Source organism: Microbacterium sp. (assembly GCF_049650565.1).
GTDB lineage: Bacteria > Actinomycetota > Actinomycetes > Actinomycetales > Microbacteriaceae > Microbacterium.
The window spans coordinates 82,301-108,055 of the sequence record NZ_JBASAK010000041.1 but is presented as its reverse complement, the minus strand read 5'-3'; the positions used below and the strand labels follow the sequence as shown (position 1 = coordinate 108,055).

The window sequence follows — 25,755 nt, the reverse complement described above, 5'->3', positions numbered from 1 at the left end:
GTCATCGTTTGGGAGCGGTGACCACTGGGGAAAACTGGGGAAACCGCGTGAGTACGTGGAGTGCAACGCGCCGTCGTTTGAAGACGGCGTGCATGGGGATACTGGCCACCGCCGTTCTGGTCGGAGGCGTGTCGATGCTGTCGTCATGCGCTCCGAGCGAGGACGCCGCGCCATCGGCCAAGGGGACGATGATCCCTGCGCCTGTTCAGACGGCGGGGCCCACGGGGAGCCCGCAGACACCGGCGCCGGTGCCTTCGCAGCGGGCGACGTTCGCGAAGCCGGTCGTGTTCGACACGGGTGTGACGGTTCGCATCGCCTCGGTCACAGCCGGAGAGGTCAAGGCCAAGACTCCGGGCGAGGTCAGCGGGTCCGTGGCCATCGTCCGCGTCGTCGCGGAGAACGGATCTTCCTCGAAGCAGGACCTCGGATCCGCAGTCGCCACCATGACGGCCGAAGACGGAACGTACGCCGTCCCCACCTTCTCCGAGCCCTTCAAGCCGTTCACCGGATCGATCGATCCGGGAGCGCGCCAGGAGGCCGTGTACGTGTTCCTCCTCGATCACGCGGCGAAGCGCCCGGTCGAGGTCACCGTCAACTACTCGGCGGGCGCTCCGCTCGCCGTCTTCACTGGGACTGTGTCCCCAGAAGGAGCGAAGAAATGATCGAGAGGTTCCGCCGACTGGGGCGCGGTGCCGCAATCGCGACGGCCGCCGCCGTCGTGGCAGCAGGTCTGCTCGCGTTCACGCCTCCGCCCACCGCCTCGGCTGCCGACGTGCCCTCCGCGCCGGCGCCGTCGCTGCAGCGCAATGACGACGTGGTCACCGCCGACCCGCTGCCCGCTCCGCAGATCGATAACGGCTACATCTGGGCGCAGGCGGCCGTGGGGAACACCGTCTACGCGGTGGGCTCATTCCAGAATGTGCGTCCTCCGCTCACCGCGCCGGGAACGAACCTGATCCCGCGCAGCAACATCCTCGCGTTCAACATCACCACGGGTGACCTGCTCCCGTTCGCGCCGGTGGTCAACGGCACGATCCGCTCGGTCTCGGCGTCCCCCGACGGATCCCGCCTCTACATCGGCGGCTCATTCAACAGCGTCAATGGTCAGGCGCGGTGGAACTTCGCGGCGCTGGACGCGGCGACGGGCCAGTTGATATCGAGCTTCGCGCCCGCCGTCGGCGGTACGTCCGTCAATGGCATCGCCGTGACGGCCGACAAGGTGTACATCGCCGGGTTGTTCACCCAGGCCAACGGCATCGCGCGCCAGAACTTCGCCGCGTTCTCCGCATCCAACGGCTCCCTGCTCAGCTGGGCGCCGACCTCCGATCTGCAGGCCGACGCGCTGGTCGTCGAGCCGGGCGGCGCGCACATCGTCGCGGCCGGGCGGTTCTCGCAGGTCAATGGGGCCACTCAGCGGGGCCTGGTCGGGCTGGACCCGGCCAGCGGAGCCATCGACACCTCGTGGGCGGCCCCGAAGACGGTGATCAATGGCGCCGGCCCGGGCAGCAACTACGCCGGAATGGCCGGCATCTTCTCGCTGAACACCGACGCGACGAGCGTGTACGGCACGGGCTGGTCCTATGCGCCGTACTCCGTCGGCAATCTCGAGGGCGCTTTCGCGGCCGATGCGGGGTCCGGTGCGATCCGGTGGGTCTCCGATTGCCACGGTGACCACTACGGGGTGTACTCCACCGGCAAGACCGTGTACACGACCAGTCACACGCACGCGTGCGAGACGGTCGGCCTCGCGCCCGAGCAGCCCAACAGGCAGTATCGCTACTTCGAGGCGTACACCGTGGATGCACGGGGAACGCTGCCCACATCGCAGACCGCCAGCTCGACGTACATGGACTGGAAGGGGACTCCTTCTCCTTCTGCATACATCGTCGCGCCCGACTTCACCGTCGGCACCACCTCCGGACTGGGCCAGGCGGGGCTGAGCATCACCGGGGCCGGGGACTTCATCTCGGTCGCGGGTGAGTTCACGAGCGTGAACAACCAGCAGTATCAGGGGATCGTCCGCTTCTCGACCAACCCGCCGACGGGCAAGAAGCAGGCGCCGCGCCTGAGCGGGACGAGCTGGGGAACGCCGAACGGCCAGTCCGTCGTGCCGGGCCGTGTGCGGGTGACCATCCCGACGAACTGGGATCGCGATGACCGGAACCTCGTGTACGACCTGCTGCGCGATGGAGACACCGCACCTGTGGCGACCACGACGGTTCCCTCGTTCTGGTGGGAGCGCACGCCCGTGATACTCACGGACCCCAGCGCTCAGCCTGGATCCACGCAGACCTATCGCGTGCGAGTGACGGACTCTGACGGCAACAGCCAGACCAGCTCGCCGGTGGCGGTGCAGGTGAACGCGGGGACTCCGATGCCCTACGCGGGCGCGGTCCTGGACGATGGCGCCAGCCTGTACTACCCGCTCGGCAGCATCAAGCAGGACTGGGGCGGCTCCAACACGCCGTCGTTCGGGTCCTCCGTCAGCACGGTCACTCCGGGGGCGCTCAGCGGCTCGGACGCGTCGAACTTCAGCGGGACCAGCAGCGGTTGGGTCTCGGGGAACTCGCAGCTGAGCGGGCCGACCCAGTTCAGCCAGGAGCTCTGGTTCAAGACCAGCACCAAGAACGGCGGCAAACTGATCGGCTTCGGCAGTTCGCGCACCGGCCAGTCCAGTTCGTACGACCGTCACATCTACATGCAGACGAATGGACGACTGACCTTCGGCGTCTACCCCGGGTCCACGAAGACGGTGACCTCGTCTCAGGCCTATAACGACAACCAGTGGCACCAGGTCGTGACGACCATGGGGCCGGAGGGTCTCGTGATGTACGTGGACGGTGCGCAGGTCGCATCCGATCCCAGCACCACCTCGGCCCAGAGCTACTCGGGCTACTGGCGCATCGGCGGGGACTCCCTGGGCTCCTGGCCCTCGGCACCCAGCAACGTCTGGTTCAAGGGCGCCATCGACGAGGTCGCGATCTACCCGACCGTGCTGCGTGCCGATCAGGTGGCCGCGCACTACGCGCTCGGCACGGGTGTCGAGCTGCCCACGGCAGCCATGACGGCCACGCCGACCGACCTGTCCGTCACGTTCGACGGGAGCGGTTCGACCACCCCGAGCGGCACGATCACCGGATACAGCTGGAACTTCGGCGACGGCTCCGCGGCCTCGACCTCGGCAGCTCCGACGCACGAATACGCGACACCGGGGAAGTACGACGTGATCCTCACGGTGACGGACTCCCGCGGACTGTCGGCCTCGACGACGCAGACGGTCACCGTCGTCGCGCCGAACGCACCGCCGACCGCGTCGTTCACCAGCTCCGCCGACGGTCTGAGCGTGTCGGCAGATGGCTCCGCGTCCGCGGATTCCGACGGTTCCATCGCCGGATACAGCTGGGACTGGGGTGACGGATCGGCACCTGGGACCGGCGTCACCGCGGGGCACAAGTACTCGCAGGCGGGCGACTATGTCGTGACGCTGACGGTGACCGACGACCGGGGTGCCGCCGTCAGCACGACGCGCACCGTCACCGCCACGCACGCCGCGCCCGTTGCGGCGTTCGATCTGGCAGCCTCCGGGCTGACGGTGTCGGCGGACGCGTCCTCCTCCTCCGGCTCCGACGACGCGATGCTGTCGTACTCCTGGAACTGGGGCGACGGATCCGCCGCCGACAGCGGCGTGGGGCGCACCCACACCTATGCGCAGGCCGGCGCCTACACGGTGACACTCACCGTCACCGACAGTTACGGTGCGCACACGACCGCGACCCGTGATGTCACGGTGGCCAAGGTCCTGTACGCCGCCTCCGACGACTTCGAGCGCACGGTCGCATCCGGCTGGGGCAGCGCTGATGTCGGCGGCGCCTGGACGGCGCTGTACTCGCCCGCTTCCCTGGCAAGCGTGTCGGGAGGGAAGGGCGTCATGTCCCTCGCTCCGGGGAACACGATGAACATGGCGCTGCGCGGCGTCTCCGTGACGGATACGCGCACGGAGGCCTCGTTCTCGCTCAGCAGCGCGCCGGCGACGGGCAGCAACTATGTCGGCGTCGTGGCCCGCCAATCGGCATCCGCTGATTACACGGTGCGCGCGTGGATGCGCAATGATTCCACGGTGTGGCTCGTGACCCAGCGGTCCGGTGCCGTACTCGACGCCCGCCAGGTGCCGGGGGTCACCTGGTCCGCCGGTGACGACATGCAGCTGAAGGTCGAGGTGTCCGGCACGAACCCGACGACCATCAAGTCGCGGCTCTGGAAGTCGGGCACCACGGAGCCCGGCACCTGGCAGGCGACCGTCACCGACAGCACGGCGGCTCTGCAGCAGGCCGGCTACGGCGGGGTCCACGCGGCCCGGACGGGTTCGGCGACGAGCCCGACCAACGTCACCTTCGACGGCTTCCGCGTGACGGACCTGTCGAAGCCGGAGATCCTGCCGCCCACCGCCGAGTTCACGGCGAAGGCGAAGTACCTCGGCGTGGATGTGGACGGCTCGGCATCGCACGCGTCGTCAGGCTCGATCACCGACTACCAGTGGGACTGGGGCGACGGGTCTGCGGCCTCGCACGGCGCGACGGCATCGCACACCTACGCTCAGCCCGGCAGTTACACGGTCGCGCTGACGGTCACCGACGAGTACCAGCTCACGCGGAAGGTCACGCACAGCGTCACCGTCGCCGAGAACAAGGCCCCCACCGCGTCGTTCACCGCACCGGGAACGGGCATGTCGGCGAAGGTGGACGCCTCCGGCTCCACGGACCCGGAGGGTGCACCGTTGACGTACGCCTGGAACTGGGGCGATGGGACTCCCGATGCATCCGGCGCCACCGCCACGCATCGGTACGCGACTCCCGGCACCTATACGGTCACCCTGACGGTGACGGATGAGGGCGGGCTGACCGATTCGACCACGCGCACCGTCGAGGCCGTGGATGTTCCGCCGACGGCGGCGTTCACGGCGGTGTCCACCGCCCTGCGCGTCAGTGTCGATGGCGGCGCCTCGTCTGACGGGGACGGCCCCATCGCCGCCTACAGCTGGGACTGGGGGGACGGCTCGACCCCCGGCACCGGCGCTACCGCCGTGCACACCTACGCGGCGGCGGGCACGTACCACATCACCCTCCAGGTGACGGATGGCGGCGGCCAGACGGCGACGGTCACGCACGACATCACGATGACGCCCTTCCTCGCCGCGGACGCCTTCGAGCGCACCGTGGGCAGCGGCTGGGGGACCGCCGACACCGGCGGTGCGTGGGCCGTGCGCTATGGCGCGGCGTCCTCCACCTCCGTCAGCGGGGGAGCGGGCAAGGTCGCACTGAACCCGAGCGACACGCGGAACATGATCCTCACGGGCACCTCCTTCAAGGATGTGACGGTGAGCACCGTGTTCTCGCTCAACGCGGCACCCGCGCAGGGCAGTGCTTACGCCGGCATCGTCGTGCGTGACAATGGCACGGACAACTACATGGTCCGGGTGTGGTTGCGCAACGATGGATCGGTCTGGCTGGTTCCGCAGCACGGCTCCACGGTCCTCGGCACGTACATTGTTCCGGGAATCACTCGCGCTGCCGGTGATGCGTTCTCCCTGAAGGTGTCGCTCACGGGCGCGGACACGGGAACGACCAAGATCAGCGCCAAGCTCTGGCGCACCGGTGCCACCGAACCCGCGAACTGGCAGATCGCCGTGCAGGACAGCACGGCGGCGCTGCAGGCCGCGCTGCCGGTGGGCCTGCACGCCAACAGCTCCGGCGCCGCCACCGGCCCGGCGGTCATCACGTTCGATGACTTCCAGGTACTGCCTGGCTGATGAGGTCCGCGCGGTAGGCTCGCTGTCATCCGGCTCTCGGGTGACAGCGAGCCCATCTGCGGAGGTGACATGAATCCGGACGCGCTCGTGACCGCCGCGTTGGGTCTCTGCGCGCTCGCGGTGACCGTGCTTCTGTTCCGGTCGAGCGGGAAACTCACCTTCGTCTTCTGGTGCGTGACGATGTTCTTCGTGCCGGTGTGGGTCGGCGTCTCGGTCGGCAACTTCTTCCTCTCTGCGATCGTCGGAGTCACCCTGCTCGCCATCGCCACCGGGGGGAAGCGGCTCAGACCATCGCCGGCGGATGCCGTGGTCGCCGTCTTCGCGGCTCTGGTCCTGGGATTGTGGGTGCTCGGTCTTGTCGCTCTGTCGCACATGGTGATCGCGCTGCTGGAGTGGACCGTCCCGTACGTCTGGGGCAGGGTCGCTTTCGCCCGTGTGGGTCTCCCCTTCATCGGGAAGACCATCGCCGCGCTCGCCGTCGCCGCCGCAGGACTCGCCGTCGTCGAGTTCGCGACCGGGACCAACATCTTCCTGCTGATCCCGCTGCACGGCGGCCCGTTCGAGGAATGGGGGACGCTGCAGTACCGCGGCGGGATGCTGCGGGCGGAGGGGGCTTTCGGGCACTCGATCGCGCTGGGCGCCGCGCTGGCGATGTCGGCGTCGTTCCTGCTGGCGACCAGATGGCGGACGCCCGTCAAGCTGGCGGGGCTCGCCGTCGTGATCGCCGGCATCGTGGTGACGTTCAGCAGGATCGGCCTCGTGTCGTTGGTGATCGCCGTGGGCATCACTCTCGTCATCCTGCCGGGATTGACCCGCGCGACGAGGTTCTGGGTGATCGCGAGCGGCGCGATAGCCGCGGTGTTCATCGTCCCGTTCGTCTTCGACGTGCTTCTCACTGCGGGGGAGGAGGCGTCCGGAAGCGCGGACTACCGCTCGGCGATGATTGCGCTGCTGCCGGTCCTGAAGCCGTTGGGCTCGCCGGGTGACTGGACGTCGCTGACGCTGGACGGTTCGTACTTCGGCTACTTCGCGAATTCCGTGGACAATGCGATCCTGCTGATGGCCCTGCGATTCGGGTACATCCCCGCACTGCTGGCACTCGCCGGGGCGGTCGCCATCACGATCCTCGCCGTTCGGCGATCCACCTCGTCTCCCGCGGCGATCGCCGTCGCCTCTCAGGTTCCGGCACTGGTGTCAGTGGCGCTGATCACGCAGTATGGCAGCCTGCTGTGGTTCTTCGCCGGTGTCGCCGTCTCCTGGGCGGCGCAGCCACGGTCAGCGTCCGTACAGCCGGCTGGAGTGGCTGAGGATGTACAGCGAGTACGGGATGACCTGAACGACGGTCACGGATATCGTGTTCGCGACCAGCGGGCCGATCACGCCGAGTGAGGGGGTCAGCACGAAGGTCAGCCCGACAGTGCTTGCTGCCATCAGCAGCGAGGGCGCGATCTGGAACCTCAGCGAGGCGGTGTCCATCAGGAACATCCCCAGTGGGTACAGCGCCGCCTGAGCGGTGATCATCGCGCCGAACCACAGGATGAGCTCGGATGTGATCTCGAGTTTGCCGCTGGAGATCAATCCGAACAGCCAGGGGCCGATGAGGAGGATGACGATGGTGATGACGGCGATCATGCCGGCCATGATCGCCGAGGATGTGAAGGGCTCACGACGGGGGATCCGCCCCCTGGACCGCAGGCGCGTGAAGTGAGGCCACAGGGCGGCTCCCGCGGCCGCTACGAGCCCCTGCAGGGCGAAGAAGACCTGACCCGCCAGGCCGTACTGCGCTACCGCCGTCTGCGTGGCGAGAGCTGCGAGGATGTAGCGCGGCAGCGCCATGGAGACCGGACTCGAGAGCAGCTGGGCCATCATCGGCCATCCGACGTCCATCACCTTCTCGCCGGGACTGGAGCGGACGCGAGGGACTTCGCGTGCGGCATCGGGAAGCAGCCGGCCGCTGAGGCGAATGGCGACGATCGTGCCGACGATGCCGACGACCAGGCTGGCCGTGAAGGAGCCGAGCGCGACGAACGAGGTGAGCGTCTCGTCTCCGGTCGACAGCAGCACCCACACGATCAGGAGCGCGATGGGCGACACGAGGCCCTGCAGCAGGATGATGATGGGGTTGCGGCGCAGGCCGAGGAGCACACGGCTCCAGGCGCCGAAGCAGATGGTGATGCTGAAGAGGCCGACGCAGACGAATGCGGCCAGGTCGGCGTAGGGGACCGAGCCGGCCGCTCCCAGTACCGCCCGCCACCCGCCGGAGACGAGCAGTGCGACGTCGATGATCACCACGGCGATGGCGAAGCCGATCATGATGCGCATGACGGTCGTCGTCCGCCGTCGCAGGGAGACGTCGGCGCGGATGTCCTCGGAGGACGCGATGCCGTTGACGATCGTCGCCCCCGACCCCAGATCCGTGAAAGACACAAGGCTCGGCAGCGCGACCAGGACGGACATCAGCGCGTAGCTGTCCACGCCGCCCTCGGCGAGCACGAGCCGGGCGGTGAGGATACCGCATACCATCGATATCCCCATCGTGATGAACCGTGCGAGGACGGAACGCAGAGCACCCACGCGTCATCCTCCCCAGATTTCGACGGCGCCTCGTACTGTACCATTGCGAGACGGGCTTGACGGCTTCCTCCGGGGATGCGACGCCGTCGACGGAAAGGGGAGCCGATGTCGTCCGAGCCGACCGCATGGACGTTCAGGCGAGTGCTGGACTCGCTGCGGAAATTCTGGCTGGGCATCGTCGCGCTGACTGTGGTCGGCGGAGGCATGGGACTCGGCCTGTCCGTCCTGCAGACTCCGATGTACGATTCGACGGCGTCGCTGTACTTCGCCCTCAGCTCGGGAAACAGTGCGGTGGACCTCAACCAGGGCTCGACGTACACGCAGAACCAGATGCTCTCCTTCGCGCAGCTGGCGACGTCCTCGCGCGTGCTGGAGCCGGTGATCGAAGAACTCGGGCTGGATCTCACTCCGCGTCAGCTGGCGCGGTCGCTCACTATCGAGATCCCGTTGCAGACCGTCATCCTCGAGGTCACGTCCACCGATGCATCCGCGAAGCAGGCGGCGAGGATCGCGAACTCGGTGGCGAGAAGCCTCGTCGACGTGGTGCAGGCAGTCGCGCCCGAGTCGGCTGCGGGGTCGGCGAGCATCACGGCGAAGATCATCGACAAGGCAGTGCGACCCGAGGTTCAGTCGAGCCCGAACAAGACGAAGAACGCGGGGCTGGGTGCCCTCCTGGGCCTTCTCGTCGGCGTGCTGACGGCGATGGTCGTGAGCCTGGCGGACACGAAGGTGCGCAACGCGGAAGTCGCTGCGAGTGTGACCGATGTACCGGTGCTCGGGCAGATCACTCGCATGCCCACCCGTGAGGGCGCCGCGCTGGTTGTCGCCAGGCAGCCGCTCAGCCACGGAGCGGAGGAGTACCGGCAGATCAGGTCTGCGCTGGCGTTCGCGAATGTCGACGGGAGAGCTTCGACACTTCTGGTGACGTCCGCGGGCCCCGGCGAGGGGAAGTCGACGTTCGCCGCCAACATGTCGCTCGCTCTCGCCGAGACCCGAGAGCGGGTCCTCGTGATCGATGCGGATCTGCGGCGGCCGCGGGTCGCACCGTATTTCGGCGTCGAGGGAGCTGTCGGCCTGACCGGCGTGCTCCTCGGCGAGGTGGACCTCGCCGATGCGATCTCCACTCGCGCTGACAGCACCCTCGATATCCTGACCGCAGGGGTGGTCGCCCCTAATCCGTCCGAGATCCTGGCGTCGGCGGCGATGCGGAACCTCATCGCGCAGGCTGAAGAGCTGTACGACCTGGTCGTGATCGACTCGCCCCCTGTGCTCAGCGTCGCGGATGCGAATCTGCTGGCGCCGCTGGTGAGCGGCGTGCTGCTGATCGCCGACGCGACGAAGACCAGCCGTGCGCAGCTGGCGGCCGCGGTAGACGGATTGCGCGTGGCTGGCGCTCACGTGCTGGGCGTCGTTCTCAATCGAGTGCGGCCGCCGCGTCGGCGTGACGACTACTACGTCGACGGCGAATAGGGTCGTCACCCTCTGGATCGTCTCAGGCGCTCAACGAGTCTGGTGATCACCATGGCCGGCCGGTAGGCCCGCCGGAATCGCGTGATGAGGGCGTGGCCCTGTGGTCGGTTCAGCAGATCGCGGGAGGCCCAGAATTCGACGAGCAGCGCACGCGCATCCGCGGGGGACCGCATCATGGCTCTCCGGTGCACTCCCATCACCGGTGCATCGTGATGCCGCACGAGTTCGATCGCGCGCTGGACGGCGGCGGGGCTCGGATCGGATCCCCATACCACCGGCGCTTCGATGGCCTCCCCGTTGGAGATGGCCTGCTGCGGCCGGTGCAGAGTCATCCAACCCGAGTAGTAGAAGAACTCCAGCATCCTCTGGCGCTCGAAGGCCGTGGCGAACGGGAGGCCCGTGCGCCGTTCGAGGTCATCGATGCTCGCACGCACAGCATCCGTGATCATGACGAAGGGCGTCGCAGTGACGGGAAACGAGGCGGACGCCGCGGTGATCCGGGCTTCGTCCATCCCGAGTCCCCTGAGAGTGATTCCGAGATCGTCGCGAAGCGGGTGCCCTTCGTAGGAGTGGCGTCCTCCTCGGGGCGTTCCGGAGCCGTCGATGAAGTCCGCGACGGTGATGTCCCGCACGAAGTGGTTCTTCGCGTCGAGCACGACGTAGTGCTGCGAGTGGATGCGTCGTGACACCAGCAGCTTGGCGGCTTGCTGGCTGCGCCAGCCGTCTGCTCCGCGATCCACGGCGAGGGCCTTGGTGCGCACGACCACCACCCGATCCGAGTGCCGGCCGTAGTCGCTGAGCAGTCGTGACCGGCGCAGGCCGCGGAGTCCCGACACCGTGTTGTCGATGACGATGATCTCGTCCACGACGTCCACGGTCGCGAACCGAGCGAACGACCGTGCCTGCAGTCGCTGCAGCTCGAGTTCCGCGTCGAAGACGACGGATACGAAGACCAGTCCGGGCGATTCAGACATTGCGGTCCATCTTCCTGCTGGTCGCGGTATGGGCGTTTTCCTGGGATGATGGAGGAGTCCTACGGGTTGCAGGAGTAATGCCACTGGGGGTAGGAGAACGCATGATCGCAAGGATCCTTTTCGTGTGTGCGCAGAATGTGTGTCGCTCACCGCTGATGGCGGATTCCTTCGGGCGCGCACTCGATGACGCCTGGTTCCTCGATGCGCATGAGGGTGAGTGGGACATCATCTCAGGAGGCACCCATGCGCGTCCAGGGGCGGACGCGTGCAGCACCGTCGTCGCTCTCGCGCCCGGGGTGGAGGGCCACAGGTCATCGGCGGTGTCTCGCTCCGATGTGGACGAGGCAGACCTCGTGGTCGTCGCTTCGAGGACCGAGCGGTCGTGGATCGCCCAGCTGGAGCCCAGCGCCCGCCCGCGAACGTTCACGCTGCGTGAAGCATTGATGCTCGATGAGCGCGTGGGCGATGTCCCGATCAGGGATGCGGAGTCATTTCGAGAGTATGTCGATGCTCTTGATGCGCAACGCGGGACGATCGATGTGAGTCGCCGGCGACCTGTGCTCTGGCGACGTCGTCCGGAGCATCCTCTGGACGTGATCGATGTGCACCGGCTGGGGGCGAAGGCGCACCGCCGCGGTCTTGAGGTCGCGTCGGTCGATGCTGCTCGTCTGGGGCGGAGCATAAAGCGGCGGCTGGTCTCGGCCTGATGGGCGTCAGCTGCTGACACCCCAGTCCTCATCTCGTCGCTTCGCGCGCCGGGCGAGTCCGTGCACGCTCTCACCCCGGGCCAGTCTTCGCGCCAGGTCCTCGTACGCATCCGTGACGTCATCCCAGCGGAACCGGAGCCGAGCGTGCTCTCGCACCGCGTCGGACAGTTCATCGACCCGTCGCGGCGAGGCCTCAGCGGCCTCGAACGCCGCGGCGACGTCGTCGGAGGCGTGGAAGAACCACCCGTCGTCGCCCAGCACCTCACGATTGAACGGCACGTCGAACGCGATAACGGCCGTGCCGGCGCCCATGGCGCGTAGCAACGAGGGGTTCGTGCCGCCCACGGAGTGACCGTGCGCGTAGGTGGTGGCGTCGGCATAGAGTGTGTCCAGCAGTTCCTGGTCGTACACGCCGCCCAGCAGCCGGATGCGGGGATCGGATGCCGCGATCGCGGCGATCCGGTCGGTGTAGTCGGCGCTGTACGGCGCGGAGCCGACCACGAGCAGCGACTTCTCGGCCGTGCTGCGGTGATAGCCCTCGACGATCTCCAGCACGTGGTTCTCGGGTTCGAAGCGCGCGACGACCAGGTGGTATCCGTCAGGCTGAACACCGTACTGCTCGAGGGAGCGCCCCGGCGAGGTCGCCAGGATGGGGGCTCCGTAGCGGATCAGCTCGGTGGGAACCGAGAACTGGTGCGTGTAGTAGTCGGCGATGCCGGGAGCGTCGGCGATCAGCGCATCCGCGGTGCGGACTCCGAACTGCTCGGCCCAGCGGTAGTAGGCGCGTCCGCGCGGCCCCCACTTCGACCGGCGCCACTCCAGCCCGTCCATGTGCAGGGCCGTCGGCACTCGCCGCAGACGCAGGAACGGCACGAACGGAGAGTTGGCGGCGTTGAACACGAAGGCCGCGTCGGGGCGTCGGTGCATCATCAGGTGAAGGGTGGACAGACCTGTGTGGCTGAGAGTCTCGATCTGCTTGATCGGAACGGCGGGCAGATGCACGACCCGCATCCCCAGATACTCCTTCGCGGAGCTCTCGGAGCCGCGGGTGTACACCACCACGTTGTGCCCGCGCTCGACCAACCGCTTGCCGACCTCTTCGATGGCCGTCTCGAACCCGCCGTACGCCGCGGGCACGCCCCTTGTCCCCACCATCGCAATGGTGAGGCGTTCCCCTGTCCTCATCTGATCAGTATGCCCCGCTCGGTGCGACCATAACCTTCGCGGTGCGCCACATGATCTGCAGGTCGCTGGCCACCGACCAGTTCTCCACGTACCGCAGGTCGAGGCGCACGCTCTCGTCCCACGAGAGGTCGCTGCGGCCGGACACCTGCCACAGGCCGGTGATCCCCGGCTTGATGTACAGGCGGCGGAAGACCTTGCCGTCGTAGCCGGTGACCTCCTTGGGCAGCGGCGGGCGCGGGCCGACGACGCTCATGTCCCCGACGAGCACGTTCCAGAACTGCGGCAGTTCGTCGAGCGACAGCTTGCGCAGGACGCGGCCCACGCGCGTGACGCGCGGGTCGTCCTTCATCTTGAACAGCAGGCCAGCACCCTCGTTCTGCTCCTGCAAGGTGGAGAGCTGCTGCTCGGCATCCGTGCGCATGGAACGGAACTTGACCATCCTGAACAGCCTGCCGTCCTTGCCGACCCGCTCCTGGAAGAAGAAGACCGGCCCCTTGGAGTCGGCCTTGATCAGCAGGGCCAGCAGGGGGTAGATCAGCGCGATCGGGATCAGCGCCGCGGTCGCGACGATGACGTCGAGGGCGCGCTTGACGATGTGGCGCCCGCCGGTGAACGTCGGGATCTCCACGCGGATCAGCGGCAGGCCGTCGAGGGCCTCGAACGACAGGCGGGGGCCGGCGACGTCGGCGAGCCGACTGGACAGCACCAGCTCAGCGGCAGTGCCCTCGAGCTGCCAGCCGAGGCGCTTGACGAACTCCGCATCGCCCTGCGGGCGGCTGGCCACCACGATGGTGTCGGCCCCCAGGTCGCGGGCGACCGCACCCACCGTGTTGACATTTCCCAGCACGGGGTAGGCGCCGTCGCCGATGACGAGCTCCCGGGCATTGCCGTCCAGCAGCGTGACGCCGACGATGCCGAACCCCGCCGCGCGGTTGCGGCTGAGCGTCTGGACGACGTACTCGACGTCCTCACGATTCCCGACGACCAGAGTGCGGGACGAGAAGCGTCCTCGTCCGCGCTGCACGGTCAGCCAGCGACGACACGACCACCGGCTCAGCAGCAGCAGTCCCAGCCCGGAGGGGAGAGCGACGAGCAGGAGCAGCTGCATTCCATGCAGGCTCAGGAGCGCGTCGCCGATGGCCAGGGCGCCGAATGCCAAGCCGGTGGCGTGCGCGACACCGCGGTACTCGACCACACTGGGGCGGAAGAGTGCGGCATCGCGTGTATGGGTGCCCCCCAGCATCGTCCACCACACAGCGCACAGAAGGGATGCGCGCAGGACGGTGTCGAGCAGAGGCGCTCCCAGCTGGAGCTGGATGACCGAGGTGAGGCCCACTGCGAGGGCGATCATCCCGGCATCCGTGATGTGGAGAAGCATCTTGTAGCGCCGCTCCCAGCGGCGGCGCTGCTCCAGCGTGATGGTCGCACGCGGTGCCGCGATCGTATCGGGCACGACGTGCAGAGCTCGTGGTGCCGGAGCATGGCGAACCGTCGCCGCGCCCCGATGGAGGTTCAGGACCTCGTCGACGGAGGTCATGCTGCAGCCTCACGAGCCTTCGATGTGCACATTCCCCAGTGCGACATGATTTCCCCAGTTTCCCCAGATGTTCCCCAGTGCTCACCGCCCCAGACGGTGACCTTCGCCCTCATCGACCCCTCGACGGTTGGGCTGAGCGATCCTCGGATCGCCCGGCGGATTCGGCTCCCCAGCCTTGTCCGCTGTCTCCGCTGTCAGTGCAGCGGAGGGCTTCGCGTGGCGTTGCGGCTCACCCGCTCACCGCCAGTTCGTTGCGCGTCAGCGCATCCAGTGCGTGACGCAGCCTTGTGCTGGACGTGTGCGCGGTGTACGGGAAGTACACGACCTCGACTCCGACCATCCTGAAGTCGGACTCGAGCCGCAGCCCCTTCTCGGTTCCACGCCAGTCGTCGCCCTTGAAGAAGTGCGTGAAGCGCACATCCTCCCAGGCATCCAGCTTGCTCGGACTCGTCTCGACGTACACGTCATCGACGTAGACGATGCTGCGGACGATCTCCGCCCGCTCCGCGGTCGGTATGACGGGCTCGATGCCCTTGACCGCGCGAAGCATCTCGTCGCTGACGACGCCGGCGATGAGCCGATCGCAGTTCTCACGTGCGTGGCGCAAGATGTTCAGGTGGCCGACATGAAAAAGGTCGAAAGCCCCTGCCGCATACCCGATGCGCATCCCCATGATCTCCCCAGATCTGATTCCCCAAAAAGGCGGATCCCCATCCACCTACGACTCCCAATGCCGTAGGTGCGAGTCTAGTGGGAGTTACCCGGGTAGCGCAATGATCATGACGTAACGGTGTGTCGCGCGGCTCCGGGACGGGTGCTCCGGCGCCGGTAGCATGAAGCACCGGCGCAATGATAGGGGATACCGTGACCGACGAGATGACGCGACTGCTGGGCGCCGCGCCGGAGTACGTGGAGGAGCGCCCCGGGAAGAGCCACGTGCGCGTGGGGATCGCCGTGCTCCTGCTGCTGGTCTACCTGGGTGTGGTGCTGGCGATGACCATATCGCCCACTCCGCTCGACCGAGGCTACGCGAGCTCGATCGACAAGGTTCTGAGCGTGCTGCATCGCAACGGCGTCCCCGAGTGGTTCGGCTACTCCAAGCTGGAGTTCACTGCCAACATCGCGATGTTCGTGCCCCTCGGGTTCCTGGTAGGGCTCGCACTGCCCACGCGCGTCGCCTGGCTGGGGCTCTTCCTGCTGCCGGCGTTCTCGGGCGCGATCGAGCTGACGCAGGCCGCCATGCTCTCGCAGCGGTTCGCGACCGTGCAGGACGTGGTCGCCAACAGTGTCGGCGGCTGGATCGGCCTGTTCGTGGCATTCGCCATCCGGGCCATGGTGCATGCGAGGGATCAGAAGGTGATCGCGCAGGCAGAGTGGGTTGCCAGGCGCTAGAGATGGTGAGCGGGGGATCCACGAGATGACTGGTGTCTTTGTCTCATAGACATTGCAGGTGGCCCCGATCTGTGCCGAGTTTGTCAATCAGCTACGTATGAGAGTCTTGATGGCAGGAAAGACGTCTCGCGGGCGAGGCAGCGTGTCACTGACGCGGCCAGCGATCGCATGCGCGACCATGCCGTTCGAGACGAAGAGAGCGATGCTGACTCCAAGTGCAGCTCCAGTTACTGAGTACATGAGGCCCAGCACGACGAACCCGACGACAAGGATGCCCAGAGTTACGACTTGGATGATTGTGAGGCGGAGTCCGCGTTTCTGCGCCGCCATCCATGTCGCGCCACAATATGTAGAGATGGTTGCGGGTACGGCGAGGCACAGCATCACGGTCGGAAGTATCGCGTCAGAGAAGTCTTCGCCGAAGACGATCGGAATTCCCACGTAACTCGCAACGGCCAGCGGGATCACGAGGAGAGTTCCGAGTGCAAAGCCATATCGCATCGACCTCGCTCCGCTTCCATCTGTGGCTGCCGTGTCTCCAGTCATCCCATTGAACATTGCGGCTGCGGTTGCGTGTGCAATCGGGGTGCTCAGCCCAGAGATCGTCGCCGCCACCGAATACAGTCCGGCCCCGACCGGACCGAGTAGCGGCAGTGCGATCACCTGATCCAGACGCCGGGTGCCTACATCGGCGAGCTGGGCGCCGATGAGCGTCCATCCTTCTCGGATCACCAGCCGTAGGAGCTGGAACCCGCCGAAGCCGGAACGGAGCCAGCAGATGCCAACGGTGAATGCGACCAGGTTCCCCAGTGTGGATGCGTAGACAACACCGGCGACTGTGAGGCTCGAAGTCAGCCAGAGCAGCACTATCCCTGCAAACATCGTTGCGGATTGAAGAACTCCGAGGATCCCCATGCGCCGGAACTGCCGGGTGGCTACGAGCACAGAAACATCCTGTGCCCAGGAGACGCTGAGTGGTGTCATCGCCATAGCAATTAGGAAGGCAATCCGATCAGTGAGGGGAACCCCGCTGAATAGCACGGCATCTGTTCCTAGGCCTAAAGCGATGGCCGGCAGAAGTGTTATCGCTGCGAATGCGCGCCCTGAACCCAGAACTGGGCGTAGGGGCTCACCTACGGCTATGCGCCGTCGCAGCACCAGTGGTACTCCGAGCCCCAGGAACACTGTTGCAATGGTGATCACCGCAATCATCGTCGCTGAGACTCCGCGACCGTCGGGTCCGAGAGCCCTCGCGATGATGGGTACGGTGAGGAGGGACATGGTGATGGAGATGTAGCGGCCGATTGCGATCAGCGAGGGGCTACCACCATCTTTTGCAAGGGCGGAGGCCATAAGTTCAATTGAGTCCGAGTCGTCGCGCGATCTCAGCAGGGTCCCCATCCGCGTCCCTTCGGACACGGGCGAATCCTGCTGCTTTGCGTACGCGGAGGTCGAGGTAGACCACGTGGAATGGGATGCGCCGAATGTCGCCCATCATGGTCAACACTGGGAGACTGGACGACCACTTGCGCTTCATAAACTTGTACCCTGCGGCGTAGTCGGGTCCCAGTGAGATAACCGGTCGACTGTGGTGAATCACGGTGACTGGTACGACTACGGCACGGAGACCGCGCTCACGCGCGGTGAGTGCGATGTCTGTGGCGTACAGGTGAAAGCCGGGTAGGTCGACGTCGAATCGTAGCCCGGATGATCGTCGAACGACGATCACGATCTCGTCGAGTGTGGCGACTTCTTCCGCGGTGGAAATCTCATGTCCCACGAGTTCCGACATCCCAGTGGACCAGGCCTGACCAACCGTCTGTCCCTCGACAGAACGTCCGATAAGACCCACAACTGCAACATTATCGGGTTGGGTCGCGAGTAGACCTTCGAGCCTGGACAGAGAGTCCGACGGGAAATAGACGTCCTGATGTGCGAGGGCGACCCATTCGGACGCGCTGGAATCGATCGCAGCGTTCAGAGCAGTGGCGGCACTGTCGTAACCGCGGAAAGCGTTGAAGGTGAACTGCCTGGAGGCGATTTCCGGAGATGCCCCAAGGCATGTGTTGAGTACCCTCTCATCGGCGACTGCTGCTGCGACAGAGAGAAACGCCGATGGAGTGGTCTGGCCGTGCAGGGTCACCGGATACCAATCGTTCGTGTCAACGTGCCAATAGTTGCGCGCGCACTTGCGATGGGGGAGCGCAACAGTTTGCGCAGAATGCCGAATCCGGCGTAGCGCGGAGGGCGGCGCAGCCCGATGAGCCGACCGAGTAGGCGCCCGCCGAGCACCGCTCGCCGAGTGGTCTGAAGTGGTTGTACTCGCGCGACTTCGTCAAGATCGACAGTCCCGATAGTGATAATGCCATCCAGAGCGGCCTGCTCTATCAGCTGATGACCGCGGCGGGTCCGCGCGATGATGACAGAGTTCCCGTCTCCGTCCTTGAATAGCGGAAAGCCGTGCTCATCTGCTTCCCAGAAGTCGCCGACTGAGATATCCGCATACATGCCGGTTCCATCGACGCAAAGCTTGCATCTCCACTGGAGGTCCATCCCGAGGTGCTTCCCCCAGGACTCCTCGTAAGAGCAGGATGCCGATTCCCCGGTGTTGATACGGACGCGGAAGTTGCCGGGCCAACCGTCACCGCGATATTGGAGGTCAGTGATAGCTGTCGACTCGGTTGAAGGGAGGAGCTTCCTGATCAGGCCGTCGGTGGCCCTTTGACTTGGAGTTCCGGCGCAGAAGAATGAGAGCATCACGGGCGAGTCGATGCCGCGCTCCTCAACGATTGCACGGGCGGCGGCGACCTCGCAGGGCTTTGCGATCAGAGCTGTGGCGGGACTCGGGTCCCATCCGGTGAGAGCCGCAACGGGTGCATAGCGAGAGCCCGACGCAGAAATTGCCTCGGCGCGTGAGGTAATGCGAACCGGAGTCGTCTGCTGGGGCGCTTGCGGGGAGGCCGCAACGGCGGAAACTGCCCGGGAACGACCGGTCCGAACGAGCCAATCCGCGAGTGCGGTGAGAACTCCCCCGCTGCTCCCGGCATGACGGATATCCGGGTCAGTGGCAGCGCCTTGCCATGCGCTCCAGTATCGACCGAACACAGGATGCTCGTGTGATTCCGCAGGCGGAGCGGTCAAACGGGCGCCGGGACAGATCCGGCGGAATGAACGTGCTTCATCGTGTGACGACTTGCCCCCCTCAATGTCAACACGAGGTCGATCAAATCCGTCGGCAGAACGAACCATGGTTATTCGGTCAGAGATCAGTGCGCATCCGCCACATCCGCTACAGTTGCCATCAGCAACGACGCGAGAAACAGCGCGAGTCAGCGCGTCGGTCCTCATGCTGCGGCTCTCCGGGTGAGCCGCAGAGCCGCGATTACCTCTTCAAGCCGGGTAGCTGCCATATCATTGATCCTCTCGATCGATTCATGCTCAAATCCGGTTTCGAGGTAGCGCATCGTCGCCGCCGGAAGAGCTTTCGTGTCTCGGACGTCAAGGCTGAGGTTCCAGCCAAGGTCCGACAGCAACGGCGCAAACTTGCGGGAGTATGCCCAGGGTATCGAGGGAGTCCCAGTAGACAATGCGTTCAAGCAGGAGTGCATTCGGGCACCAATGACAACGGACGCGCCAGCAACAATCGATCTCACGTCAGTGAGATCGCGGGGGATGATCGTTTCGATGTCTCCACCTGCGAGGCGCGCCGCTTGACGGATTGCTACGACGTCATTGTCGGTCGTGGGATTGTCGATGACATGGGCCAGCAATGAGACACTTCGGCCAGACGAGCGGATCTGTGCGATCGTGGCGAGCACGGCGGTGCGGTACTCGACGGCGTTAACATGCTTGTCCGAGTTCCAGAGCAAGCCCGAAACGTTCATGACAATGTCGCGAGGCGTCACCTGGGAAGGAATCGGCTGAGGGAGTGCGAATACGACATCGGTCGATAAAACAGCCTTCCGACCCAGTGCACTACTGAAACCCAGGCTGATGGGATCTCGCGCGAATACGGTGGTGGCGGAGCGCAGACTCGAACGGGCAATCAATCGAGACCATACGGTGCCGAAGGGGCCGATAGTCTGAGGCCCCATAACAAGTGCGACGCCGATCTCGTGTGCGACGCGGTGCGCATAGTTCATGGTGATAAGACGCTTCGCCCCGTAGATGTCCGCGAAGCTATCACCGGCGCCTGAGTCGAGAACCAGATCATATTGCGAGAGCTTCGTCTTGATTGGTCCCTCCGGCCTACCAAGATCCTTAAGAATGGTCCGCCCGCCGAAGCCTATCTTCGAGTCTCCTGGGCCGTAATCCTGGAAGTCAACTTGGGTTTCTTCACCAAAGGCAGCGACTGCGAGAGCCTTCATACCTTGTGCGAGGACACGAACGCCGAGGTTGGCGGATTTGGAGTCCGCCCATAGGACCAACACCTTCATTCTGGATCGTCTCCAACCGTGGATCGAGGGCGGAAGAAGGGAGACAGGAACGGACGCCCCGCTCTTCGCCAGGTAAGTGTCGCGGTGCAGGCGCCAAGCAGGCAGTACCAAAGCATGCTTGATGCATCCCAGCCGTGAAGAGACATGATAAATCCCAGAGAATTCAGTAGCAGTGTGGCGATTCCCAATACCGGCGCGTTCCTCAACGCAAGTAATGCGACTGCAAAAGTCGCCATGTACACGATGATGCCGAGCCAGCCTGCCGCAAATACAGCGAAGACCAACTCTGAGTCTGCTGAGCGGGCGAGATCCACCGGTCCTCTGAGTTGCGAGTTCATCATCCATTCTCCGGATGGAACCGTTCCGAGAACATAGCCCAACGGCCGCTCGATAAGCACTTGCTTCAGCAGCGCGTAGCTTGCAAATCTATAGTTCGCACTGTAGTCGACCCCAGTCTTCCCCGGGATGAATGGCGACCAGATGAACGTCGACAGCATCGCCAACGCGAAGAAAGCTATGCCTGTAAGAGCAGAGAGGACCCACCAGCGTTTCTGCATAAACGTGACTGCGCGAGGGAATACCTGCAGGAGTGCCACCAGAACGCACAGCACAGCGGCAGCGCGACTTCCTGTCGCCCAGCAGCCGGCAATGAGCACAAGAGTCAACGGAATTCGGAATCGGAGAGAATTGACGGTCGCGGCGAGTGCGACAGCGACAGCGAGGAGCGCGCCGAGCACGAGTACGTGCTCGGCGCCAACCAGCGCACGCGTCGAGCCTTCCCTCTGGCTGGTCAAGAACGTCATGCCGCGGCCGAGAAGTGAAACAGTGAAAACGGACTCGATAACAGCCAAAACAGCGGTGACGGAGGCTACTACGAGATATGTATACGTAAGAACTCGACCGCCGGCGTTGCGAAATGAAAGTGCGCCGAATATTGAGTACAACGGGAATAACACAAGCATATGCTCGGCATTGACTGCGGACATACGGTCATGATTCGTGTTCGCGATTGTCTCGATTGTGCCGACGGCCACGATTACAGCAATGGTGACGGCAACAGACAGAAGAAGATTCCTTCGCCGTGCGTTTCCACTGAGCCAGACCTCTGAAAGAAGTGCCACCGTGCCGAGGGCAAGTGCCACGACGCGCAACGGCACGAGATCGCCAAGAATGGACGGATAAAATACGAATGCTGCGAGCACGAGACCCAACACGGTTCTAACCCAGTGGGCTGCTGGCGGCATGACCTGTTTCTGCTGCGCCACAACGTGCTCCATCAGATATTGCGCTTTCTGAGTTCTTTCTCAGCGGAAAGCCATCCTGCAATAATTTGTTGTGAGTCGCGCCAAGATCCGCGTCCTGTCACAAGTTTTCGCGCGAATGCGCGACCGACGGCGAATATCAGAGCTGCACGGCCTGTCCAGGCGCTGAAATGACGAGACTGGAAAAGAAGAGTATTTCGTCCCAATAGCCTGGGTGGGATTCCGCTAGATGCCTGGTGGCCCACGGCTGTTGGGACCCAGAGAATCCGGTATCCCGCTTTGCGGAGACGTACGTGCAAGTCGGTCTCCTCGAAATATAAGAAGTAGGACTCATCGAACGGAAACTGCCCCAACAAATGGGTGCGGTACAGGATGAGGGCGCCGTCGAGCCACTCCCTGTCGCGTGGCTCGCCGGGTGCCTCATCGATTTCTCGATAGTGCTCGGCGCGACGCAGGAACCGAGTGAAATAACCACCCGTAGACCACACGAGGCCTGACCCTTCCAGGAGTAGGGTTGGTCCAGCGGCGGCGGCTCCGGGGTGTGTCTGCATTGCGCTCAGAAGAGCGGAAAGCAACTCAAAGTTGACCTCTGCTTCATGAGACGCAACTAGGGTGAGGGGCGCAGGGCTATCGGCTTCTTCGAGAAGCCTCACTCCGAGATTTGCTGCCGCGCCGTACCCATGGTTGGCAACCCTGGCATATCGGACACCTGCGGGCAGTACCAAGTCCGCGTCGTTCGAGGGCGAATTATCAACGACGATGATTCTCTGTGCGGCGATTCCGCTTGACAGCGCGCCATGTACCACTTTATCGACGCTTTTTGGTTGCCGATGGTGGATGATTACACATTGAACCTCCGCCTCGGACCTCACGAACGCTTCCTTGATCGCCAACGTAAGCCGGATGGGTAGCCGAGCATCTTTGCGAGATCGCCCGCCACGACCACGAGGGGAACCAGCAACAGTGCGACCAACAAGCCCGAACCGAAATAGCGTCTGCGGCGAGTAAGGCGTCTCCAGAACTTGGACATGTAGGCGACGGCGCAGATAAGAAGAACGGCCCAGATCCATGGAATGAGGAAGCCTGTAGCAAGTAACGTCGCGCCGAACAGATATGCGGAGTAGCGGACAGCATGGCGCTTCGACCAAAGGTGCGCTTTACCATCGCCGCGTGCGTAGCGGTAGTACTGCTTAATGAATGCTCGGATGGACGGTCGAGCTGACCACGACACCAGAGCCCGCGGCTCGAAGGCAAAGTGCAGTCCGGCATCCTTCATAGCTATATCAAAGACGAGATCTTCGCAATAATCCAGCCACTCGGGGTAGCCGCCGACCGCCTCCCAGGCATCACGTGTAAACGAGACGGACCTGCTCGACGGAAGGAAATGAGCGGGATCGACCTCTTCGAGTGTCGGTGTGACAGCGAATGCGATGGTCCGTTGCATCAGTGTGGTTCCCACGGGGAAGAAGAAGCCGCTGACGACGTCGGCCCCTGTCTCCGCCGCGGTCGCGAGAAGGTTCCGCCCCCAGTCCGGGTCGACTACGGTGCCGGCGTCTGTGATTAGGAGGCGATCATATTTGGCCGCGGAGATCGCGAGATTCCGACCCTTTGATATCCCTGCCCCGATTGATTCGATGACCCTAACGACCACTCCAACAGGCGGGATCCACGCTCGAATGATCTCTGCGGTTCCGTCGGTTGATCCGCCGTCGACGACGACGATCTCACCCGGGAGCTGTGTCTGGTCTCTCAGCGAGTCCAGGAAGCCGGAAATCGAACTCGCCTCGTTGAGCACAGTGATGATCAGGGAAGCTCTTGTGTCTGTCACTGGTGAGTAGCCTCTCTCGGTCCGAACACGGCTCGCGTGATGTTGGTGTGAACTATCGATGCCAGCCGCCGTGGTAGCAGTAGAGAGGGGTATCTCGAATAGAACTTAGTCAATGATGCGATCTCGCGTCGCCAGGGGGTGAAACGGAAGCGGCCCGACGTCTCCCTGGCCCACCCGTGTTCCATCTCTGCCGTTGGTACAAGAAGCACTGGGACTCGAGCTTCCCAGCTCCTCAGACCGAGATCGGAATCCTCGTAGTAGAGGAAGAAGTGTGGGTCCCATACGCCGAACTGATCGAACTGGGCTCTGTGTCCGAACACTGCGGCACCCATCAGCCAGACAACTGGACGTGGCCGTTCGTTGTCGCTGGAAAGCAGGTAGGCGGGGTCGTCGCCGCGGAGACGATTTCGCACTTTTGCCGACAGCGTCGGGAATCCCCGGCCGTTCGGCTGAAGTGTCCCGTCGGCGTTGCGCAACTGCGGACCCACGATTGCGCCGGCTTCTTCCGCAACTTGATCAAGGATGTGCAGGGAGTCGGAGGTAAGCCGTATGTCTGGATTAACAAACCCGATAAAGTTTGATCGTGCGATCTGGTATCCGACATTGTTGGCGTAAGAGAATCCGTGATTGCGGTGCAACCTGATGACAGTTGCGCCCAGTCTTGTCGCGACAGCAACAGAATCATCGGTTGAAGCATTGTCGACCACGACCCACTCGATTCCTTCAATTCCGGGCGTCCAGAAATGTTCGAGCGTGCGTGCACTGTTGTAGGCGACGGTGATGATCGTGCACCACGGTGCTGGGCTGGCGGAACCTTGTATGTGTGTCATCTTGATCGGTAGTTATGCGTGGAATGGAGGCTCGCGGGCTTGAGCTGGTCCTGACCGCGGCGACCGGGTCGAGACTTTGACTTGATCTGCCTCATCATAGCGATTTCGGGTGCCGGGCTCGCGTCGTTGCATCCGATACTCTGAACGCGGTGAGTCGTGTAGGGATCGGAGAGTCGTGTCAGCGTTGAGGCCGGGAGAACCCACGCGCATGCGGATCGCACGCCGATGGCCGAGACGGTACGCGGCGAGACTTCGTCTCACAGACGGTCTGGTGCTGGTCGCTCTGCTCTGGACCTATGTTGTCGTCTCGCGGGGCATGGGCGCCGAACTCGACATGGTCGCATGGCCGGGCGGGCCCACGATCCCCTACTGGGCCGCACTCGTCGTCACCGGGCTTGTCTGGATGATCGCCCTCGACGCGGCCGACAGCCGCGATGAGCACGTCGTCGGCCAGGGCATCACCGAATACGATCGCGTGTTCCGCGCCACGTTGTCATCCTTCGCCCTGCTGATCGTCTTCGCATTCTTCTTCCGGGTGGATCTCGCCCGCACGATCCTGCTGATCGTGTTCCCGGTCGGCCTGGTGCTGCTGGTGGTCTCCCGCTGGCTGTGGCGGCAGTGGCTGCGCAAGCAGCAGCGCGCCGACAGATTCGTGCACCGTGCCTTGGTCATCGGCGAGCTGCGCAAGTCGGCGCACGTGATCAGAACGCTCAACGGCACCGATGACACCGGCGTGAAGATCCTCGGCCTGCTCACGGAGCAGTCCCAGGGAGCCATGGTCGAGGGTGTGCCGGTGCTCGGAAAGTTCCGAGACCTGGAGCGGGTCGTGCAGCAGCTGCACGTCGACTTCGTCGTGCTCTCCGGAGCGGACGACATCTCTCCGAAGGTGATGCGCCGCATCGGCTGGAACATGGCCAGCCAGGACGTCGACTGGATCGTGGCGCCGTCGCTCACTGACGTGGCCGGCCCCCGCATCCACTCCCGCCCCATGGCCGGTCTTCCGCTGGTGCACGTCGACTACCCCCGGCTTGATGGTGCGCGACGCTTCCTGAAGCGCAGTTTCGACATCGTCGGCTCGGGCCTGCTCATCCTTCTGCTCTCGCCGGTGCTGATCGGCACGGCGATCGCCGTCAAGGTCTCCAGTCCGGGGCCCGTCTTCTACAAGCAGGTGAGAGTCGGCCGCAACAGCACCCACTTCGGCATGCTCAAGTTCCGCTCGATGGTGACGGATGCCGACACCCAGCTTGCGGCACTGCTCGAGGAGCAGGGGCGCAGCGACCAGCCCCTGTTCAAGGTCGACAACGACCCCCGCATCACGCGGGTGGGACGTTTTATCCGCAAATACTCCCTGGATGAGCTGCCACAGCTGTTCAACGTGCTGCTCGGGCAGATGAGCCTGGTCGGGCCGCGTCCGCAGCGCGACGCCGAGGTCGCTCTGTACGATGATGCCGCGTACCGCCGGCTGATGGTGAAGCCCGGCATGAGCGGCCTCTGGCAGGTGAGTGGGCGCTCCACCCTGTCGTGGGAGGACACCATCCGCCTCGACCTGTACTACGTGGAGAACTGGTCGTTCATGCAGGACATCGTGATCCTGTTCCGCACCATCAAGGCGGTCGCCGCGCCCGGTGCCAGCGCGCACTGACAGGCAGTCATCCAGCGGGGATCGATAAGATCCCCGTGATTCCAAGGGGCACTCATCAGCGATTCGACATATCCGCTCACACGCAGTGAGGCACGCCGCGCGCGCGAGGCCG

At 64.6% G+C, this 25,755-nt stretch carries 20 protein-coding genes; 7 read left to right on the top strand and 13 right to left on the bottom strand.

Features of this window, described 5'->3' with window-relative positions; genetic code table 11:
- The first annotated feature begins 248 nt into the window (after nt 1-248).
- From WA967_RS07775 to WA967_RS07765, 3 genes are all read left to right on the top strand, one after another.
- Nucleotides 249-662: a hypothetical protein gene (locus WA967_RS07775; protein WP_424420844.1), complete on the top strand. Its 414-nt coding sequence runs from the start codon at nt 249-251 to the stop codon at nt 660-662.
- Entirely contained in the window at nt 659-5,806 is a 5,148-nt protein-coding gene (locus WA967_RS07770; RefSeq protein ID WP_424420841.1) for a PKD domain-containing protein, read from the top strand. Before WA967_RS07775 ends, WA967_RS07770 begins: the two co-directional genes overlap by 4 nt.
- Before the next feature lie 69 nt (nt 5,807-5,875).
- Nucleotides 5,876-7,195, top strand: coding sequence for a hypothetical protein (locus WA967_RS07765; protein ID WP_424420839.1), 1,320 nt, complete (start codon nt 5,876-5,878; stop codon nt 7,193-7,195).
- Here WA967_RS07765 and WA967_RS07760 read toward each other — a convergent pair.
- Nucleotides 7,082-8,380, bottom strand: a complete 1,299-nt coding sequence (locus WA967_RS07760; RefSeq protein ID WP_424420836.1) for a lipopolysaccharide biosynthesis protein — start codon at nt 8,378-8,380, stop codon at nt 7,082-7,084. The two genes, WA967_RS07765 and WA967_RS07760, sit on opposite strands and share 114 nt — an antisense overlap.
- Before the next feature lie 105 nt (nt 8,381-8,485).
- Here WA967_RS07760 and WA967_RS07755 point away from each other — a divergent pair, with 105 nt between their 5' ends.
- The gene (locus WA967_RS07755) at nt 8,486-9,850 is read left to right on the top strand and encodes a polysaccharide biosynthesis tyrosine autokinase (protein WP_424420833.1); all 1,365 of its coding nucleotides are present in this window, start codon (nt 8,486-8,488) and stop codon (nt 9,848-9,850) included.
- A gap of 5 nt (nt 9,851-9,855) precedes the next feature.
- On the opposite strand, the gene WA967_RS07750 is transcribed toward WA967_RS07755, so the two are convergent.
- On the bottom strand, nt 9,856-10,824 hold the full coding sequence (locus WA967_RS07750) for a DUF6492 family protein (protein WP_424420830.1): 969 nt from the start codon (nt 10,822-10,824) through the stop codon (nt 9,856-9,858).
- 101 nt (nt 10,825-10,925) lie between these two features.
- On the opposite strand from WA967_RS07750, the gene WA967_RS07745 reads away from it, so the two are divergent.
- Nucleotides 10,926-11,531, top strand: coding sequence for a hypothetical protein (locus WA967_RS07745; protein ID WP_424420828.1), 606 nt, complete (start codon nt 10,926-10,928; stop codon nt 11,529-11,531).
- Nucleotides 11,532-11,537: 6 nt separating this feature from the next.
- Here WA967_RS07745 and WA967_RS07740 read toward each other — a convergent pair whose 3' ends face one another.
- The 3 genes from WA967_RS07740 to WA967_RS07730 all read right to left on the bottom strand — a co-directional run bounded on the left by WA967_RS07740 (nt 11,538) and on the right by WA967_RS07730 (nt 14,926).
- Entirely contained in the window at nt 11,538-12,716 is a 1,179-nt protein-coding gene (locus WA967_RS07740) for a DUF1972 domain-containing protein (protein ID WP_424420826.1), read from the bottom strand.
- A 4-nt stretch (nt 12,717-12,720) separates the two neighbouring features.
- Nucleotides 12,721-14,253, bottom strand: coding sequence for a sugar transferase (locus tag WA967_RS07735; protein WP_424420824.1), 1,533 nt, complete (start codon nt 14,251-14,253; stop codon nt 12,721-12,723).
- Nucleotides 14,254-14,482: 229 nt separating this feature from the next.
- Nucleotides 14,483-14,926: an adenylyltransferase/cytidyltransferase family protein gene (locus WA967_RS07730; RefSeq protein WP_424420821.1), complete on the bottom strand. Its 444-nt coding sequence runs from the start codon at nt 14,924-14,926 to the stop codon at nt 14,483-14,485.
- A 191-nt stretch (nt 14,927-15,117) separates the two neighbouring features.
- On the opposite strand from WA967_RS07730, the gene WA967_RS07725 reads away from it, so the two are divergent.
- The gene (locus WA967_RS07725) at nt 15,118-15,645 is read left to right on the top strand and encodes a VanZ family protein (RefSeq protein ID WP_424420818.1); all 528 of its coding nucleotides are present in this window, start codon (nt 15,118-15,120) and stop codon (nt 15,643-15,645) included.
- 87 nt (nt 15,646-15,732) lie between these two features.
- On the opposite strand, the gene WA967_RS07720 is transcribed toward WA967_RS07725, so the two are convergent.
- The 8 genes from WA967_RS07720 to WA967_RS07685 form a co-directional block, all read right to left on the bottom strand.
- Nucleotides 15,733-17,046, bottom strand: a complete 1,314-nt coding sequence (locus tag WA967_RS07720) for a lipopolysaccharide biosynthesis protein (RefSeq protein ID WP_424420816.1) — start codon at nt 17,044-17,046, stop codon at nt 15,733-15,735.
- On the bottom strand, nt 17,003-17,788 hold the full coding sequence (locus WA967_RS07715) for a glycosyltransferase family A protein (RefSeq protein ID WP_424420813.1): 786 nt from the start codon (nt 17,786-17,788) through the stop codon (nt 17,003-17,005). Before WA967_RS07715 ends, WA967_RS07720 begins: the two co-directional genes overlap by 44 nt.
- Nucleotides 17,785-18,894: a Coenzyme F420 hydrogenase/dehydrogenase, beta subunit C-terminal domain gene (locus WA967_RS07710; RefSeq protein WP_424420810.1), complete on the bottom strand. Its 1,110-nt coding sequence runs from the start codon at nt 18,892-18,894 to the stop codon at nt 17,785-17,787. The genes WA967_RS07715 and WA967_RS07710 overlap by 4 nt, the downstream gene beginning before the upstream one ends.
- Before the next feature lie 95 nt (nt 18,895-18,989).
- Nucleotides 18,990-20,081, bottom strand: a complete 1,092-nt coding sequence (locus WA967_RS07705) for a polysaccharide pyruvyl transferase family protein (RefSeq protein ID WP_424420807.1) — start codon at nt 20,079-20,081, stop codon at nt 18,990-18,992.
- Nucleotides 20,078-21,346: a hypothetical protein gene (locus tag WA967_RS07700; protein ID WP_424420804.1), complete on the bottom strand. Its 1,269-nt coding sequence runs from the start codon at nt 21,344-21,346 to the stop codon at nt 20,078-20,080. The genes WA967_RS07705 and WA967_RS07700 overlap by 4 nt, the downstream gene beginning before the upstream one ends.
- Nucleotides 21,347-21,357: 11 nt before the next feature.
- Complete coding sequence (locus WA967_RS07695) at nt 21,358-22,215, bottom strand: hypothetical protein (protein ID WP_424420801.1); 858 nt, start codon at nt 22,213-22,215, stop codon at nt 21,358-21,360.
- Complete coding sequence (locus WA967_RS07690; protein ID WP_424420798.1) at nt 22,212-23,171, bottom strand: glycosyltransferase; 960 nt, start codon at nt 23,169-23,171, stop codon at nt 22,212-22,214. The genes WA967_RS07695 and WA967_RS07690 overlap by 4 nt, the downstream gene beginning before the upstream one ends.
- On the bottom strand, nt 23,168-24,001 hold the full coding sequence (locus WA967_RS07685; RefSeq protein ID WP_424420796.1) for a glycosyltransferase: 834 nt from the start codon (nt 23,999-24,001) through the stop codon (nt 23,168-23,170). Before WA967_RS07685 ends, WA967_RS07690 begins: the two co-directional genes overlap by 4 nt.
- 271 nt (nt 24,002-24,272) lie before the next feature.
- Between WA967_RS07685 and WA967_RS07680 the strand changes: the two genes are divergently transcribed.
- Nucleotides 24,273-25,643: a sugar transferase gene (locus tag WA967_RS07680; RefSeq protein WP_424420794.1), complete on the top strand. Its 1,371-nt coding sequence runs from the start codon at nt 24,273-24,275 to the stop codon at nt 25,641-25,643.
- Nucleotides 25,644-25,755: the final 112 nt, after the last annotated feature.

Coding starts and splice junctions, on each gene's coding strand:
- WA967_RS07750 (WP_424420830.1), bottom strand. CDS start 10,824: ATGTCTGAATCGCCCGGACTGGTCTTCGTATCCGTCGTCTTCGACGCG.
- WA967_RS07745 (WP_424420828.1), top strand. CDS start 10,926: ATGATCGCAAGGATCCTTTTCGTGTGTGCGCAGAATGTGTGTCGCTCA.
- WA967_RS07755 (WP_424420833.1), top strand. CDS start 8,486: ATGTCGTCCGAGCCGACCGCATGGACGTTCAGGCGAGTGCTGGACTCG.
- WA967_RS07735 (WP_424420824.1), bottom strand. CDS start 14,253: ATGACCTCCGTCGACGAGGTCCTGAACCTCCATCGGGGCGCGGCGACG.
- WA967_RS07705 (WP_424420807.1), bottom strand. CDS start 20,081: ATGAAGGTGTTGGTCCTATGGGCGGACTCCAAATCCGCCAACCTCGGC.
- WA967_RS07770 (WP_424420841.1), top strand. CDS start 659: ATGATCGAGAGGTTCCGCCGACTGGGGCGCGGTGCCGCAATCGCGACG.
- WA967_RS07765 (WP_424420839.1), top strand. CDS start 5,876: ATGAATCCGGACGCGCTCGTGACCGCCGCGTTGGGTCTCTGCGCGCTC.
- WA967_RS07720 (WP_424420816.1), bottom strand. CDS start 17,046: ATGGGGACCCTGCTGAGATCGCGCGACGACTCGGACTCAATTGAACTT.
- WA967_RS07740 (WP_424420826.1), bottom strand. CDS start 12,716: ATGAGGACAGGGGAACGCCTCACCATTGCGATGGTGGGGACAAGGGGC.
- WA967_RS07710 (WP_424420810.1), bottom strand. CDS start 18,894: ATGGTTCGTTCTGCCGACGGATTTGATCGACCTCGTGTTGACATTGAG.
- WA967_RS07685 (WP_424420796.1), bottom strand. CDS start 24,001: ATGACACACATACAAGGTTCCGCCAGCCCAGCACCGTGGTGCACGATC.
- WA967_RS07730 (WP_424420821.1), bottom strand. CDS start 14,926: ATGGGGATGCGCATCGGGTATGCGGCAGGGGCTTTCGACCTTTTTCAT.